Here is a 14,016-nt window from a genome sequence, read left to right as displayed (position 1 = left end):
CTTTTGCGCACAATGGCCGACGCGCCAGCGCGCGGCAAGCCAAACTTGCGCGCCCGTCAGCTTTTGATCTGGTCCCAGAACAGCGCCAGATGACGGCTGACGATCTCGTTGTACCGGTCGGTCTGCTTGAGCTTGGCAAGACCGGCGTTGAACCGGTAAAGATGCGCCGTGCCGCGCCAGTGTTTCTTGGAAATCAGCACATGCAGCCCCTCGACCGACAACGGCCGGTCCGAGGGGGCGACCACGTCCGTCAGCCCCATCTCGAACATCTTCTGCACGCCCAGAAATTCGTTGAGCGCCACCGCGTCCACCTCGCCCGCGACCAGCATGTTGAAACAGTCATCCGGCGTGGCCGGTTGCTCCAGCGTGATCAATCCCTTGCTCAGCCACTGCCGGTCGGCGCGGTCCAGATCGTGGGTGAAATAGCCCGCGGGACGGCACAGCGTCTTGCCGTGCAGGTCCGTGTCGGTCTCAAAGGCAATCGGATCGTCACTTTTGGAGAACAGCAGGATCACCAGATCGACCAGCGGATCGGAAAAGTGGAAATTCACACAGCGTTCATTGGTCGGGTTGCCCGCGCAATCCGGCTGGAACCACGGGAACCCCATGTCGAATTCCTTGGAATCGAGCATCGGAAACAGGTGCTTGGACCAGTCATTTTCCCACGTGATCGAATAAGTCAGCGGATTGGGGGTGGTCTCCAGCGCGGCATTGACCAGTTCGGTCAGCATCCCCTGCCCTGGCCAATCCAGAGCGGTAAAGGGCGCATAGTTCGACCCCGTCACCAGCATCATCTCGGCCTCGGCGTCGGGCTGCTGCAAGGGCGTGGGGTCCGGCGCACGCACCGCGTCCTCGGGGCACGGGATCGACAGAACGGTGCCCGGCGGCAGCTCCAGCAGACTGCCGCCCTGGATGTCGGGATTGTTGTAAAAGATCAGCGACCAGCGCGACAGGTCTCCCAACTGTTCTTCGGCGATGGAGAACAGCGTATCGCCGGGAGCCACGGTCAGCGTCGATTGGCAGGCGGCGGCCGACCCGGCCAGCGCGACCGATCCAACGGTACTGTAGATCAGGGTGCGCAGCATCGCGGCTCTCCTCAGAAGTCGGCCCAGATTTTCGTCATATGGCGGTCGATCACCTGCTGGTAATCACCGGTGGCCTTGATCACATCGAGGCCCCCGTTGATCGTGGCCAGCAGGGCGTCGGCGTCGGGATGGTCCTTGTGCACCAGCACATGCAGCCCCTCGATCGAGATCGGGCGACCCTGGACAACCTCGACCCGGTCCTTGAGGTCCAGCGACTTGATCGCGGCCCGGCCCGTGAATTCATTCATCGCAACCGCATCGACCTCGCCCGCGACCAGCATGTCAAAGCACGCCTGCACGGTCGTCGGCTGTTTCAACGTGATCTTGCCGTCCGAGATCCAGCGCCGGTCGGCGCGGTCCAGATCATGGGTGAAATACCCTGCCGGGCGGCACAGTGTGCGCCCCTCGATATCGCTGTCCTGCGCGAATGGAATGGGGCGGGTCTTATCGACAAAAAGCAGGATCAGCATCTCGAACATCGGGTCCGAGAAATGGAAATTCTGGCATCGGTAGTTGTCGGGCGATCCGGCGCAATCGGGTTTGTACCAGGGGAACGCCATGTCCATCATTGCCGAACTCATCAGCGGATCCAGATGCGACGACCAGTCATTGACCCAGTGCACGCGGTATGTGTCGGCCGAGGACGACTTGGCCATGGCGGTGTTGACCACGTCGGTGATCAACCCTTCGTTTTCGAGCGTCTGATCGGTGAATGGCGCAAAGTCGCCCGCCGTGACGATGTTGATCGTCTGCTCCAGCTTGCGGCGGGGGGGTGGCGCGACCGCGGGGGCAGGCGCAAGCGCGGTGGCAGGCTGCGGCGCGGCGGCCCCCTCAAGACCCACGGGCAGCCCGTCGATGCAGCCCAGCCGCAACTTCATCCCGATCCGCAGGGCGTTGGGGTTTTCGCCGATGACGGACAGGTTGTTGCGATGCACTTCGGTCCACTTGGAGACATTCTTGTAGTGCTTGTCGGCGATCAGCGACAGGCTGTCCCCACCCACAACGGTATAGACGCCACCACAACCCTGCGCCGCAGCGGACACTGCAGAGGCCGCAAGTGCCAAGGCGGCTGCACCCAAGAATCGTTTCATATCCGTTCCCCCAGATCGAAATTTGGGGGAAAATCCCTTATTTTGCGGGGCTGCGTCAACGGGCAAGCTACATATTGTGAAGAAGTATATATGTTGACAATGCCCACCCGCCTTACGGGTAGGCGATTCCCCGGTAGGTCGGAAAGTCGGCATATCGCGCGGCGCGGGCGGCGGGGCTTTCGTCGGGGCGTTCACCGCGTCGCAGCAACAGCCCCTTCGGCGCAATATAGCTGCCGATCATTCGGTGCGGTGCGGGACGCCAATCGAGGTTGAACGCGCACAGCTTGGGAAAGAACCACATGCCCGAATAAGGCAGATGATCGTGAATCCACCATGCCAGATCGCGCCAGTCGCGGCCCTGTTCGTATTGGTCGGTGAACCACGGGATGGCCAGCGACGTGCCCGCAATCGCGGCATCACCCTGCCCCCAGTCCCAGATATGGCATTCGATCGGATTGTCGTTACGCGCGCAATTCAGCTTGTTGTCATTGCCGTATTGATTCAGCTCGGGCGACCGATAACCCGACCGGATCGCGAGCCTGCCGAATGTCTCTTCCAGCGGGTCCAGCAGTTCGGTGCACAGCTTGCGCCCATGCGCGATGGCCAGATCCGGATCGCGCGGTATGTTCTTGATTTCGTGAAAGTTCCCGATCTCGGAATAAAGAAAGTCGCGCATGTAAAAATGTTTGGACAACCGCACGCGGCCCAGGGTCTCAAGGCTCCACATGCTGGCCGGGCGACGCATCACGCGGCCCCGTTCCACTGAAATTCGCCCTGCGGGCCAAGGGTGGAAAACGGGTTCCACGCGACTTCCCAGATGTGGCCGTCGGGGTCGGCAAAGTGCCCATGAAACCCGCCCCAGAACACGTCCTGTGCCGGTTTCACGATCCGCCCGCCCGCGTCCTCGGCACGCTGCAAGAGCGGTGCCACCGCATCCTTGCTGCGGACGTTGTGGCTGAGGATCACGGCCCCCTGTCCAAGATCCTGCGCCTCCATCCCCAGTTCATCGGCCAGCGCCGCCCGACCATAAAGGCCGAGCGTCTGACCAATCAGATCAAAGGCCACGACGCCATCGGGGCTGTTCACCCGGCGCCAGCCAAGCGCCTCGTAAAACTGCGCCAGTTGCTGCGGGTCATCCGCCGCCAGTGTGATCAGGGAGACACGCTGATCCATCAAGGTTGATCCAACCCGCGTGCCCAGTCGGCCATGCCCGCAACGGTGGGCTGCGTCTGGTCGGGGGACATGATTTCGCCCGCGATGACATGCGACAACGGGTCGTCATTCGGGCCCATAACTGGATTGACCACCTCGACCGGACCACCCCAGTCCGATGCGACCTGCGCGGTAATGCCAGCGTCCACAACGCCGTCGTCTTTCGAGAACCAGAACAGCGCAGGCAGATCGCGCGTGCCATAGTCCTGCTGTGCAGCGGCCTTGATCAGCGCACCCATCGGCATGACGGCCACGCTTGGGTATTCGGTGGTCCAGTATTTGCCATGCGCGTCATTGTGCGGCGTGAAACTGCGCCGATCCCCGGCCACAAGCGGCAACCAGTACCGCGCTGCAGGCCAGGTCAGCAACTTGGCCAGCGGATTGCGGACGCCAAAGTTGGGCGACACAAAGATCAATCCGCCCACATCCTGCATCAATTCCGCATCACCCGACACCGCAGCGGTGAGCGTCGCACCCGTCGATGTCGACATGATCAGGACCCGATTGCCAACCTGGCGGGCCGCCGCCAGCCCTTCGGCCAGATCATCGACCCAGGCCTGCACCGACCCGTCCGCCATCGCGTCGCTGCCGCGACCGTGTCCCGTCAGGCGGGTATAGACCAAGTTCGCCCCAAGCTCGGCGGCCAGCAGATCGGGCACAGGGCGGATCTCCTCCGACGTGGCCGAAAACCCGTGCACGTAAAGGATGGACCACTCGGTCTTGCTCCCCCACTCCCCGATCCAGTCCACGCGCTTTTCCACGCCGGGTGTGATGTCGTCATAGGCCGCCTCGGCTTGGGCAAAATGCGCGTCAACATCCTCGCCGACATTCGCTGCGGCTGGCGTTGGCGTCAGGGTTGCGTCCTCGTACGGACCAAACAGCCAGAGCCCAGCCAAAAGCAGAGCGACAAGGCACAGAAATATTCCAAGCATCCGAGCGATCTTTCTCATGTGGCACCGCCTAGCACGTCCTCGATGGCCGCTTCGATCATGCCCAGGCACGGCCCGTCCGAAAACCGGTGATCCGCATCCTTGACCAGCGTCAGGCGCATGTCGGGGCTGTCTGCATGCTCCAGCAAGCGGACCGCCGTCTCGGTGCTGACGGCCGTGTCGGCGGTGCCTTGCAGACAGCGCACGGCAAAGGGCAATGGCAGTGGTTCGCGCAGAACGAGGTGTTTGCGCCCATCTTCGATCAGGCGCCGGGTGATGATGTACGGCTCCATATAGTCGGACGGCATTTCGATCTGCCCATCCGTGGCCAGTTGCGCCTTTTGCGCGTCCGTGAACGCGGCCCAATACCCGTCCTCGGTAAAATCGGGCGCTGCGGCGATGGTGACGACTCCCGCGACCCGGTCCGGCCTGTTGCGCGCAAAAAGCAGCGCCTGCCAGCCGCCCATGGAACTGCCCACCACGACCACAGGGCCGTCGGTCAGCGCCTCAAGTGCGGCTTGCGTGTCTTCGGCCCAATCACCGATGGCGCCCTCTTCGAACGTGCCCGAGCTTTGCCCATGGCCCGAATAGTCAAAGCGCAGAAATGCGCGGCCCTGTGCACGGCACCAAGCCTCGAGGTGGATGGCCTTGGTGCCCTCCATGTCGGATTTCAGACCGCCCAGAAAGACGATCCATGGGCCGCGCCCTTCGGTTCGGTGATAGGCCAGCTGCCGGCCTTGCGGCGTGTCGAGTATCTGTGGTGTGGTCATCCGCCCCTCTCCGTCTTTGCCCGGATCATGGGCGCAGCGGGCGCGACTGTCCATCCTGACGCAAGGGCGCAACACCGCGCGCCTCGACAGGCCGAAACCCGGTTGACCCGTCGGTCGGCGCGGGCCAAGGTCTGCGCCATGACACAGATGCACATCACATCCTATTTTACACGGCCGCATATCCTGCGCGCCCGTGCTGTGTCCGACCACTGACCCCACCCGCCGCAAACGCGGCGCTGTCATATGCAATTTCCGGTTGCCGCGTGCAAAGGAGATGCAAAATGACCCCGACGATCCGCCCCCTGACCGAACCCGATCTGCCACAGCTGCACCAGATGATCTGTGCGCTGGCCGCCCATCACGGCGACACGCCGGATGTGAACCCGACCCAGCTGCGACGGGACGTCTTTGGTCCGCAGCGCTGGTTTACCGTTCTGGTGGCCGACATGGGGCCGAAGGGGTTGGTGGGCTACACCGCGCTTTTGCCCCTTGGGCAGTTGCAGATGGGCGCGCGCGGCATGGACATGCACCACCTGTTCGTGCGCCCGGCCTGTCGCGGCCAGGGCATCGGCAAGGCCCTGATGGATGCCGCGCAAACTCACTGCCGTAGCCTCGGCTGCAAGATCATGACCGTGGGTACGCATCCCGACAACCATGCAGCGGCGCAGTTCTACCAGACGCACGGCTTTGCCCCGCGCCCCGCATCGGGGCCGCGGTTCTCAATGCCGCTGGATCACCCGCTGACGTAGGTGCCCTTGGCGGGACGGAAGAATGTCTTTTGATTGTGCAGACGACCCAGCAGGTCGTGGATCTTGCGCGCCTTGGCGGCCTTGGCATCCGCCTTGGCCTGCTTGGCCGCGCGCAGCGCCTCCTCTATCAGGTCGAGATCATCGACGGACAGTTCGAATTGCGTGTTGTACTTGGGCACTGCATGTTCCTCTTGCGATCAGAAGTTTCCGATAGTGAACTTGGCTTCAAAATAAGGGGGCATGCCAAAAGGTCCACCCCAAAACGTCGCAAAATCGCCCTCAAATGTCGGAAATTCGGCATGCCATGGCATACCCCGTCGCGTGACCGCTTGACGCACAGGCCCCGGCCTGCCACATGGCGCGCACATCTCAACCCGCAACCGGGCGTTCCGTGGGCGCCAAACTGACGAGGAGTGCCGACATGGCCCAAATCTCCCTGACCTTTCCCGATGGCAATGCGCGCAGCTATGACGCAGGCGTGACCCCCGCCGCCGTGGCCGAAAGCATCTCGAAATCCCTGTCCAAGAAGGCGATCAGCGCCACCGTGGACGGGCAGCACTGGGACCTCGCCTGGCCCATCGAGGCCGACGCGCAGATCGCCATCCACACCATGGCCGACGAGGCACAGGCCAACGAATTGGTGCGCCACGATCTGGCGCATATCATGGCCCGCGCCGTACAGGAGATCTGGCCCGACACCAAGGTCACCATCGGCCCCGTCATCAAGGACGGCTGGTACTACGACTTTGACCGCGCCGAACCGTTCACACCCGAAGATCTGGGCGTGATCGAGAAAAAGATGAAAGAGATCATCAACAAGCGCGACGCCGTCCGCACCGAGGTCTGGGACCGCGATGTGGCGATCCAGTATTACAAGGACCGGGGCGAGCCCTACAAGGTCGAGCTGATCGAGAGCATCCCGGGCGACGAGCCGCTGCGCATGTACTGGCACGGCGACTGGCAAGACCTGTGCCGTGGCCCGCACCTGCAACATACCGGTCAAGTGCCCGGCGACGCGTTCAAGCTGATGTCCATCGCGGGCGCCTATTGGCGCGGTGACAGCAGCCGCGCGATGCTTCAGCGCATCTACGGCGTGGCCTTCACCGGCAAGGAAAAGCTGCGCGCGCATCTCAACATGCTCGAAGAGGCGGCCAAACGCGATCACCGCAAGCTGGGCCGCGAGATGGACCTGTTCCACATGCAGGAAGAAGCGCCGGGCCAGATCTTCTGGCACCCGAACGGCTGGACCATCTACACCACTTTGCAGGACTATATGCGCCGCAAACAGCGCGCGGGCGGCTATGTCGAGGTCAACACCCCGCAGGTCGTCGACCGCAAGCTGTGGGAGGCGTCGGGCCACTGGGAGAAATATCAGGAACACATGTTCATCGTCGAAGTGGACGAGGAACACGCCCGCGAAAAGGCCGTGAACGCGCTGAAACCAATGAACTGCCCGTGCCACGTGCAGGTCTACAACCAAGGTCTCAAATCCTATCGCGACCTGCCGCTGCGCATGGCGGAGTTCGGGTCGTGCAACCGGTACGAACCCTCGGGCGCGCTGCACGGGATCATGCGGGTGCGCGGGTTCACACAGGACGATGGACACATCTTCTGCCGCGAGGATCAGATCGAATCCGAAACCGCCGTATATATCGACTTTCTATCGGGCATCTACCGCGATCTGGGCTTTGAAAACTTCCGGGTAAAGTTCTCGGACCGCCCCGAGATGCGCGCAGGCTCGGACGAGGTGTGGGACAAGGCCGAAGAGGCGCTGCTCAAGGCGACGCGGGCGGCGGGGATCGAACCGGAACTGAACCCCGGCGAGGGCGCATTCTACGGTCCCAAGCTGGAATTCGTGCTGACCGATGCAATCGGGCGGGACTGGCAATGCGGCACCCATCAGGTGGATTTCGTGCTGCCTGAACGGCTGGACGCCACCTATATCGGCGCGGACGGGGCCAAGCACCGGCCCGTCATGCTGCACCGCGCGACGCTGGGATCGTTCGAGCGGTTCATCGGCATCCTGATCGAGGAACACGCAGGCAAGCTGCCGTTCTGGCTGGCCCCGCGTCAGGTCGTCGTGGCCTCCATCACTTCGGAGGCGGATGACTACGTGGGCGAAGTGGTCGACACCCTGCGCGCCGCGGGCGTGCGGGCCGAAGCGGACACCCGCAACGAAAAGATCAACTACAAAGTGCGCGAACATTCGGTCGGCAAGGTGCCTGTCATCCTGGCCGTGGGCGCGCGCGAGGTAGAGGAACGCACCGTGTCCGTCCGTCGTCTTGGCGAAAAGCAGACCAGCGTGCAGCCGCTTGCCGACCTGACCGCGCAATTGCGCAGCGAAGCCACCCCGCCTGACCAACGCGCCTGAAATATCCCCAACTTTGGGTTGCAATGAAAAGGCCGGACTCCCTGCGGAGCCCGGCCTTTAACATGACATTTCATAACGCCTCTGTGAGACGGGCAGTGAGTGTGGTTACAATACGGATTGAAGCCTTATGTTAGGGCCACGACCGTTTTGTAACCGAGATCCAGAGGGAATGTTGAAGATGTCGAAGACAATGAAGACCGTTGCAATCGCCGGTGCTGTTGCGGCAGCCATGACGGCTCATTCCGCCACGCCGGCAGAGGCCGCGGCCAAGGAAAAATGCTATGGTATCTCGCTGGCCGGCGAGAACGATTGCGCCGCAGGGCCGGGCACCACTTGCGCAGGCACCTCGACCGTGGATTACCAAGGCAACGCATGGACGCTTGTGGACAAGGGCACCTGTGCCGACATCGATCTGCCGAAAATGGCTGACGGCACCGCGCGCCAGGGATCGCTCGAAGAGCTGAGCCGCGACCTCCCCGCATAAGACACGACGGTCTGCGCCAATACCACGCGGCGCAGGCCCCCATTTGCCCCCACCGAGGCCCCGCCATGCTGGATGCGACATTGACCCCGCCCCGCCTGCCTGCGGCCCCCGGCGTGGGATACAAAGCGCAGCATTTCAATGCGTTGCGCGACGATCCCGGCCCTGTGAAATGGCTGGAAGTGCACGCCGAGAACTATATGGGCGATGGCGGACGCCCGCACGCCCAGCTGCGTGCCCTGCGCGAGGGGTTCGACATCTCGGTGCACGGCGTGGGCCTGTCCATCGGCGGCGCGGGGCCGCTGGACCCCGACCACCTGAACCGGTTGAAACATCTGGTGGACTGGCTCGAGCCGCAGAGCTTCTCCGAACATCTGGCGTGGTCCACCCATGGGGCCGAGTTCCTCGATGACCTCCTGCCCCTGCCCTACACCACCGATACCCTGACCTGCGTTGCCGACCACATCGACGAGGTGCAATCCACGCTGGGGCGGCGCATGTTGTTGGAAAACCCGTCGAGCTACCTCGCCTTTGACGAAAGCACGTGGTCCGAAACCGATTTTCTGGCGGAACTGGTGCGGCGCACCGGGTGTGGTTTGCTGCTTGATGTCAACAACGTGTTCATCTCCGCAACCAACCTTGGCTATACGCCCGAAGGATATATTGATGCCTATCCCACTGATGCAGTTGGTGAAATCCACGTGGGCGGTCATGACGAGGACACCGACGAGACCGGCGCGCCGCTGTTGATCGACAGCCATGGCCGCGCCACGGCAGAGCCGGTCTGGACACTGCTGCACCACGCACTGAGCGCGGTGGGCCCCGCGCCTGTGCTGGTCGAGTGGGACAACGACGTACCCGACTGGCCCGACCTGCGCGCAGAGGCGGAGCGCGCAGGCGCCGCACTCGCCCTTTTGGCGGGCTGATCATGTCCGTGTCGCAACCCGCCTTCCGCGCCGCCCTGCTGGATCCCGCGATGCCCGCGCCAAACGGCCTGAGCGACGGTCGGGGCGCGCCTGCGCAAAATCGCTTTGACGTCTACCGCAACAACGTCACGGTGGCGCTGGTGGATGCCCTCAGAACCGCCTTTCCCATCCTGCGCCGCCTCGTGGGCGACAACACGTTTGACCAGCTGGCGCTGATCCATGCACGTGCGCACCCGCCTCGGTCCCCGCTGATGATGCACTATGGCCAAGACATGCCCACGTTCCTGGAGGGGTTCGAACCGCTGGCGCATATCGGCTACCTTCGGGATGTCGCACGGCTGGAACTGGGTCTGCGCCGCGCCTACCACGCAGCCGACGCCGCCCCGATGGACCCGCAGGTCCTCGCCGCCTGCCCGCCCGAGACGCTGACGGCCTCGACCCTGCACCTGTGCCCGCCGGTCATGTGCATTCCATCGGCCTGGCCGCTTTTTGATATCTGGCGGTTCAACACGGAACCCGGCGCGCCCAAGCCACAAGCCGTCGCCCAAAGCGTGTTGATCACCCGGCCTGCATTCGACCCGCTCCCCCATGCCCTGACCCTTGCGCAGGGCGCATGGATGGCTGCCATCGCGCAAGGTGGCACAGTTGGTGCCGCACAGGACGCCGCCACCACGCAGGACCCCGACTTTGACCTCACGCCCTTGCTGACCCTGCTGCTCTGGCAGGGCGCAATCGCCGGACTAACCACCCCGAAGGATTGACCCATGACTGCCCTCTCCCGCCTGTATACCTCAGCCACCGCGCCGCTCGAGCGCAACGACTGGATCCTGCCCACACTGGCGCGGTTCCTGTTTGCGGCCGTGCTGGCGGGGTATTTCTGGATTTCCGGTATGACCAAGCTGGGCGACGGGGTGCTTGGCATTTTTCAACCCTCGCTGGGCGCTTATGCACAGATTTTCCCAAAGGCGATGGAGGCCGTAGGTTATGATACGACCCAGCTGACCACCTATCACTGGGCAGTTGTTACACTGGGCACCATGGCCGAATTTATCCTGCCGCTTCTAATCATCATCGGGCTTTTCACCCGGATCTCGGCCCTTGCGATGATCGCGTTCATCGTGGTCCAGTCGCTTACGGACCTGAACGGGCACGACAAATGGGGCGACGGCCTGGTGTTGGGCGCGTGGTTCGACGCGCCCTCTAACAGCCTGATCATGGACCAGCGATCCTTGTGGGTGTTCCTGCTGATTGTGCTGGTCGTCAAGGGCGCGGGCCCGCTGTCCTTTGACCGGGCGTTCAAGCCGCACCGCGCCGCCGACTAGGCGACGCCCAGCGCTGCCTGTACGTCCTTGGTCCAGCCAAGATACAGGGTCGATCCATCGGCGATCAGGGGGCGTTTCATCAGCGTCGGGTGATCCTCGAGCAGCTGCGCAGGAGCGGCCTCGCGTTCCACGGCGCTCAGCCCTCGCCACGTGGTGGACCGTGTGTTGACCAGGGCCGCGCCAAACGTGGCGTGCGCGGCCTGCATGACGTCCTCGGGCACACCATCGGCACGTACATCGACAAAGCTGGCCTGCGGCAGCGCCTTGATCGCCTTGCGGCACGTATCGCAGGTTTTCAAACCGTATATTTCCATAACATCCCTCACAATTTCGTTGAATTAAGCAGCATGCGCACCGGATTGCATCCCATCCGTCTTGATTTTCGCAGCAACTGAGCAATGTTTTCTTATGTGGCGCCTTGGTGATGCACACGTGCACGCACAGGTGTTCGAACGACCCCGTTCTCGGGGTGGACTGCATTGCAAAAGGAGGCACGGGATATGCCAACTGGCACCGTGAAGTGGTTCAACACCACAAAAGGTTACGGATTTATCGCCCCTGACGAAGGCGGCAAAGACGTGTTTGTTCATATTTCAGCGGTTGAACGGTCGGGCCTGACCGGGCTGGCCGACAATCAAAAGGTCAGTTTTGAAATGCTTGAAGGGCGCGATGGGCGCCAGATGGCGGGCGATCTGAAATTGCTCTGATCCCCACGCAGATACGTTGCGGCGCAAGACGTCCATCCTGCGCCGCAATCGCGAATTTGATTCAGTCGAACGTGCAGCCCTTGGTGCCGACCGGGCAATTTGACCGACGCACGTGGCGGACCTTTTTGACCCGCTTTTTCTTGACGACAGGATGCGCCAGTGCCTGCTGGTAGCTCATCGACTGGTTCGGACGGCCACAGCAAATCGTGCCGTCCATCGTCACCGGTTGCAGCCCGGCGGGGCAGAAATTGTGACTGCTGTGATAGGCATAAACCTTCGGACCACCACCCGCCATTGCGGACACAGCCCCGAGCGCCGTAACGGCGGCGGCAACTGCAATCACTCGTGTGAAACGCATATCTTCCCTCGTTTTGTCTTTGTACCACGAAATCTATGCACACACCCTGCCTTTGCTGCACTCACAAGTCCAGATTTTTTGGAAATCACGGCCCGCGCACGCATGATTTACCGTTAATTTTCCGTTTTGTGTCTAGTTTGGAAACACCGCACATCAGATGAGGTATCGCCCGATGGCAGAGATCTTGCGCATTATGGTTCTGTATTACGCCTGCGAAGTGTCCGCGGAAACGCAGTTTCCGTCACCGCAGGAATGGGCGCGCTGCATGGGATATTACCACGCCATCAAGCGCCATTTCGCGGACGGAGAGGTCGGGCCGGACGCGAATGCGCGCGGCTATCTCGCGTTCAGGGAATGGGAAGCGGCGCACCCGGACACGGTCGCCGAACTGCGCGCCCGTAGCAGCCACTGATGCATCACGCGCCGTTCAGAACGGCCCGCAAACAGGCATAGCCGCGAAACCGCACCCGCCCGCCCTGCACGCGCGACACGATCCTGAAATCCGGCGCTTGGGCCAGGAACCGCTGCAACGCCACCCGCGCTTCGAGCCGGGCAAGGGTCAAGCCGACGCACACATGCGGCCCGCCCGCAAAGGCCAAATGCCGGTTCGGTTTACGGGCGATGTCAAAGACCGCTGGCGCGTCAAACACACCCCCGTCCCTGTTGGCCGCCCCGATACACAGATGCAGATTGGTGCCCGCGCGCAGCGGCACTCCACCGATTTCCGTGTCGCGGGCGACGGTGCGATTGCCGAACTGATTGGGGGAGGCTGCGCGCAGAACCTCTTCGACCGCCGTGCCAATCAGGCCCGGATCCTGCCGCAACCGCGCCATTTCGCCCGGATGGTCATGCAGCAGTGCCAGCGCGCTGCCTATGAGGTTCGTGGTCGTCTCGTGGCCCGCGTTCAGGATGAAAATGCAGTTCTGGATCAGCTCGACTTCGGAGAGATCTCCTTGCGCATCCCCTGCGATCAGCCGGGTCAGAACGTCGGTGTCGGGGTCTCCGGGATGGGCGCGCCTGTGGGCGATCAGCTGTTTCAGGTATGCCCCGAATTCCGTCACCGCGCGGTTGCCGCGGGCCATCTGATCCGGGCTCAGCGTGGGCTCCAGCGCGCCGAGGATGGCCAGCGACCAGTCGCGCAACGGCGCGCGTTCCGCCTGGGGGATATCGAGGAGGTTTCCGATGATCTGGATGGGGATCTGGGCGGCAAAATCCTCAATCAAATCAGCATCTTGCGAGAGGCCTTCCAGCAGGGCATCGACGGCCGAGATCAGGCCCGGTTCGAGGCGCTGGATCGCGCGCGGGGCGAGGGCCGCGGACATGATGCGCCGCACGCGGGTGTGCAGGGGCGGGTCGTTGAACACCAGCGAGGTCGTGTGATGCGCAAAGAGCGGGCTGTCCACCCCAAATTTCGGTGCAAAAACAACACGTTTGTCGGAGGTGAAGAGCGCGGTGTCCTTGTAGACCCGCTCAAGATCCGCGTGGCGCGACAGGATCACGGAGCCGTCGGGCTGGGCGCAGACGGGCGCGTCGCGGAGCAGGCGATCATAGTGGGGGAACGGGTTTTCGTGGAAGCCTTCGGGCAGGGTCTGGAGGTCTAGCATGGCGGGGGTCCCGACGGCTTGGGGGGTGCGGGCGCTGTGTTAACCCCCGCTTTGCGCCCGAGTTTAGCCGCAGATTGCGGGGCGTCACGGGGTAAAATGTGCAGTTTGGGTGGGGACGTGTACGTTTTTTAGCCGTCGTGCGGGCAGGGTTTTGGGCGGATTTCGGGGGTTTGTACAGTTTCGCAGGGAAAGTGTACGTTTTTGATATTGTTGGCAGAATTGGGCCTGCAAAAGGGTTAATCCGCTGCGATATGTCACGGGGGCTTGCGCGTAAATCCGCTGAGCCAGCGCCGCCGAAGGCGGCGCGTCGCCCGGCAGCGTATCGCGCAGCGATGCGCGAGAGTGCCAGGGTTTTCTGGTGCTGAGCCGGGACAGCGCCGGGCCGCGGGGTGGCGCTCCGACACTTATGCG

The 14,016-nt window shown here is 62.8% G+C and carries 18 protein-coding genes; 8 read left to right on the top strand and 10 right to left on the bottom strand.

The window, feature by feature from the left end; all coding sequences use genetic code 11:
* Positions 1-56: 56 nt before the first annotated feature.
* From Q0949_RS13970 to Q0949_RS13945, 6 genes are all read right to left on the bottom strand, one after another.
* Positions 57-1,085 carry a transporter substrate-binding domain-containing protein gene (locus tag Q0949_RS13970; protein ID WP_299373351.1) on the bottom strand — a complete coding sequence of 343 codons (1,029 nt, stop codon included), beginning with the start codon at positions 1,083-1,085 and terminating at the stop codon, positions 57-59.
* A gap of 11 nt (positions 1,086-1,096) precedes the next feature.
* Positions 1,097-2,176, bottom strand: a complete 1,080-nt coding sequence (locus Q0949_RS13965) for a transporter substrate-binding domain-containing protein (RefSeq protein WP_299373349.1) — start codon at positions 2,174-2,176, stop codon at positions 1,097-1,099.
* 112 nt (positions 2,177-2,288) lie between these two features.
* On the bottom strand, positions 2,289-2,903 hold the full coding sequence (locus tag Q0949_RS13960; RefSeq protein WP_299373661.1) for a hypothetical protein: 615 nt from the start codon (positions 2,901-2,903) through the stop codon (positions 2,289-2,291).
* 17 nt (positions 2,904-2,920) lie between these two features.
* The gene (locus tag Q0949_RS13955) at positions 2,921-3,349 is read right to left on the bottom strand and encodes a VOC family protein (protein WP_299373347.1); all 429 of its coding nucleotides are present in this window, start codon (positions 3,347-3,349) and stop codon (positions 2,921-2,923) included.
* Positions 3,349-4,338, bottom strand: a complete 990-nt coding sequence (locus Q0949_RS13950; RefSeq protein ID WP_299373345.1) for an alpha/beta hydrolase — start codon at positions 4,336-4,338, stop codon at positions 3,349-3,351. Before Q0949_RS13950 ends, Q0949_RS13955 begins: the two co-directional genes overlap by 1 nt.
* Positions 4,335-5,087: an alpha/beta hydrolase gene (locus Q0949_RS13945; RefSeq protein ID WP_299373343.1), complete on the bottom strand. Its 753-nt coding sequence runs from the start codon at positions 5,085-5,087 to the stop codon at positions 4,335-4,337. The genes Q0949_RS13950 and Q0949_RS13945 overlap by 4 nt, the downstream gene beginning before the upstream one ends.
* 281 nt (positions 5,088-5,368) lie before the next feature.
* On the opposite strand from Q0949_RS13945, the gene Q0949_RS13940 reads away from it, so the two are divergent.
* Complete coding sequence (locus tag Q0949_RS13940) at positions 5,369-5,836, top strand: GNAT family N-acetyltransferase (RefSeq protein WP_299373341.1); 468 nt, start codon at positions 5,369-5,371, stop codon at positions 5,834-5,836.
* Here Q0949_RS13940 and Q0949_RS13935 read toward each other — a convergent pair.
* Positions 5,821-6,015, bottom strand: coding sequence for a hypothetical protein (locus Q0949_RS13935; RefSeq protein WP_299373339.1), 195 nt, complete (start codon positions 6,013-6,015; stop codon positions 5,821-5,823). The genes Q0949_RS13940 and Q0949_RS13935 overlap by 16 nt on opposite strands.
* 242 nt (positions 6,016-6,257) lie before the next feature.
* Here Q0949_RS13935 and thrS point away from each other — a divergent pair, with 242 nt between their 5' ends.
* The 5 genes from thrS (at position 6,258) to Q0949_RS13910 (ending at position 10,936) form a co-directional block, all read left to right on the top strand.
* A complete protein-coding gene (gene thrS, locus Q0949_RS13930) occupies positions 6,258-8,207 on the top strand; it encodes a threonine--tRNA ligase (protein WP_299373336.1) in 1,950 nt (649 codons plus the stop codon).
* 178 nt (positions 8,208-8,385) lie between these two features.
* Entirely contained in the window at positions 8,386-8,691 is a 306-nt protein-coding gene (locus Q0949_RS13925; protein WP_299373334.1) for a DUF2282 domain-containing protein, read from the top strand.
* 65 nt (positions 8,692-8,756) lie between these two features.
* Complete coding sequence (locus Q0949_RS13920) at positions 8,757-9,614, top strand: DUF692 domain-containing protein (protein WP_299373331.1); 858 nt, start codon at positions 8,757-8,759, stop codon at positions 9,612-9,614.
* A gap of 2 nt (positions 9,615-9,616) precedes the next feature.
* Positions 9,617-10,375: a DNA-binding domain-containing protein gene (locus Q0949_RS13915; RefSeq protein WP_299373328.1), complete on the top strand. Its 759-nt coding sequence runs from the start codon at positions 9,617-9,619 to the stop codon at positions 10,373-10,375.
* 3 nt (positions 10,376-10,378) lie between these two features.
* Positions 10,379-10,936, top strand: a complete 558-nt coding sequence (locus Q0949_RS13910; RefSeq protein ID WP_299373325.1) for a DoxX family membrane protein — start codon at positions 10,379-10,381, stop codon at positions 10,934-10,936.
* Here the strand turns inward: Q0949_RS13910 and Q0949_RS13905 are convergent.
* The gene (locus Q0949_RS13905) at positions 10,933-11,250 is read right to left on the bottom strand and encodes an ArsC/Spx/MgsR family protein (RefSeq protein WP_299373322.1); all 318 of its coding nucleotides are present in this window, start codon (positions 11,248-11,250) and stop codon (positions 10,933-10,935) included. The genes Q0949_RS13910 and Q0949_RS13905 overlap by 4 nt on opposite strands.
* A gap of 186 nt (positions 11,251-11,436) precedes the next feature.
* Between Q0949_RS13905 and Q0949_RS13900 the strand changes: the two genes are divergently transcribed.
* Positions 11,437-11,643 carry a cold-shock protein gene (locus Q0949_RS13900; protein ID WP_299146433.1) on the top strand — a complete coding sequence of 69 codons (207 nt, stop codon included), beginning with the start codon at positions 11,437-11,439 and terminating at the stop codon, positions 11,641-11,643.
* Between the two features lie 61 nt (positions 11,644-11,704).
* Here Q0949_RS13900 and Q0949_RS13895 read toward each other — a convergent pair whose 3' ends face one another.
* Complete coding sequence (locus Q0949_RS13895; RefSeq protein ID WP_299373319.1) at positions 11,705-12,001, bottom strand: hypothetical protein; 297 nt, start codon at positions 11,999-12,001, stop codon at positions 11,705-11,707.
* Positions 12,002-12,173: 172 nt separating this feature from the next.
* Between Q0949_RS13895 and Q0949_RS13890 the strand changes: the two genes are divergently transcribed.
* Positions 12,174-12,413: a hypothetical protein gene (locus tag Q0949_RS13890; RefSeq protein ID WP_299373316.1), complete on the top strand. Its 240-nt coding sequence runs from the start codon at positions 12,174-12,176 to the stop codon at positions 12,411-12,413.
* 4 nt (positions 12,414-12,417) lie between these two features.
* Here Q0949_RS13890 and Q0949_RS13885 read toward each other — a convergent pair whose 3' ends face one another.
* The gene (locus Q0949_RS13885; protein ID WP_299373313.1) at positions 12,418-13,605 is read right to left on the bottom strand and encodes a cytochrome P450; all 1,188 of its coding nucleotides are present in this window, start codon (positions 13,603-13,605) and stop codon (positions 12,418-12,420) included.
* Positions 13,606-14,016: the final 411 nt, after the last annotated feature.

Source organism: uncultured Tateyamaria sp., from assembly GCF_947487805.1.
Lineage (GTDB): Bacteria > Pseudomonadota > Alphaproteobacteria > Rhodobacterales > Rhodobacteraceae > Tateyamaria.
Note: the sequence above shows the minus strand (reverse complement) of the source record. Positions and strands in the feature narration are given on the sequence as shown.

Excerpts from the sequence above, each read along its gene's own strand:
- Q0949_RS13905 (WP_299373322.1), bottom strand. The coding sequence starts at position 11,250 with ATGGAAATATACGGTTTGAAAACCTGCGATACGTGCCGCAAGGCGATC.
- Q0949_RS13940 (WP_299373341.1), top strand. The coding sequence starts at position 5,369 with ATGACCCCGACGATCCGCCCCCTGACCGAACCCGATCTGCCACAGCTG.
- Q0949_RS13910 (WP_299373325.1), top strand. The coding sequence starts at position 10,379 with ATGACTGCCCTCTCCCGCCTGTATACCTCAGCCACCGCGCCGCTCGAG.
- Q0949_RS13965 (WP_299373349.1), bottom strand. The coding sequence starts at position 2,176 with ATGAAACGATTCTTGGGTGCAGCCGCCTTGGCACTTGCGGCCTCTGCA.
- Q0949_RS13970 (WP_299373351.1), bottom strand. The coding sequence starts at position 1,085 with ATGCTGCGCACCCTGATCTACAGTACCGTTGGATCGGTCGCGCTGGCC.
- Q0949_RS13890 (WP_299373316.1), top strand. The coding sequence starts at position 12,174 with ATGGCAGAGATCTTGCGCATTATGGTTCTGTATTACGCCTGCGAAGTG.
- Q0949_RS13915 (WP_299373328.1), top strand. The coding sequence starts at position 9,617 with ATGTCCGTGTCGCAACCCGCCTTCCGCGCCGCCCTGCTGGATCCCGCG.
- Q0949_RS13950 (WP_299373345.1), bottom strand. The coding sequence starts at position 4,338 with ATGAGAAAGATCGCTCGGATGCTTGGAATATTTCTGTGCCTTGTCGCT.
- Q0949_RS13920 (WP_299373331.1), top strand. The coding sequence starts at position 8,757 with ATGCTGGATGCGACATTGACCCCGCCCCGCCTGCCTGCGGCCCCCGGC.
- Q0949_RS13900 (WP_299146433.1), top strand. The coding sequence starts at position 11,437 with ATGCCAACTGGCACCGTGAAGTGGTTCAACACCACAAAAGGTTACGGA.
- Q0949_RS13895 (WP_299373319.1), bottom strand. The coding sequence starts at position 12,001 with ATGCGTTTCACACGAGTGATTGCAGTTGCCGCCGCCGTTACGGCGCTC.
- Q0949_RS13885 (WP_299373313.1), bottom strand. The coding sequence starts at position 13,605 with ATGCTAGACCTCCAGACCCTGCCCGAAGGCTTCCACGAAAACCCGTTC.
- Q0949_RS13925 (WP_299373334.1), top strand. The coding sequence starts at position 8,386 with ATGTCGAAGACAATGAAGACCGTTGCAATCGCCGGTGCTGTTGCGGCA.
- Q0949_RS13960 (WP_299373661.1), bottom strand. The coding sequence starts at position 2,903 with ATGTGGAGCCTTGAGACCCTGGGCCGCGTGCGGTTGTCCAAACATTTT.
- Q0949_RS13955 (WP_299373347.1), bottom strand. The coding sequence starts at position 3,349 with ATGGATCAGCGTGTCTCCCTGATCACACTGGCGGCGGATGACCCGCAG.
- Q0949_RS13945 (WP_299373343.1), bottom strand. The coding sequence starts at position 5,087 with ATGACCACACCACAGATACTCGACACGCCGCAAGGCCGGCAGCTGGCC.
- thrS (WP_299373336.1), top strand. The coding sequence starts at position 6,258 with ATGGCCCAAATCTCCCTGACCTTTCCCGATGGCAATGCGCGCAGCTAT.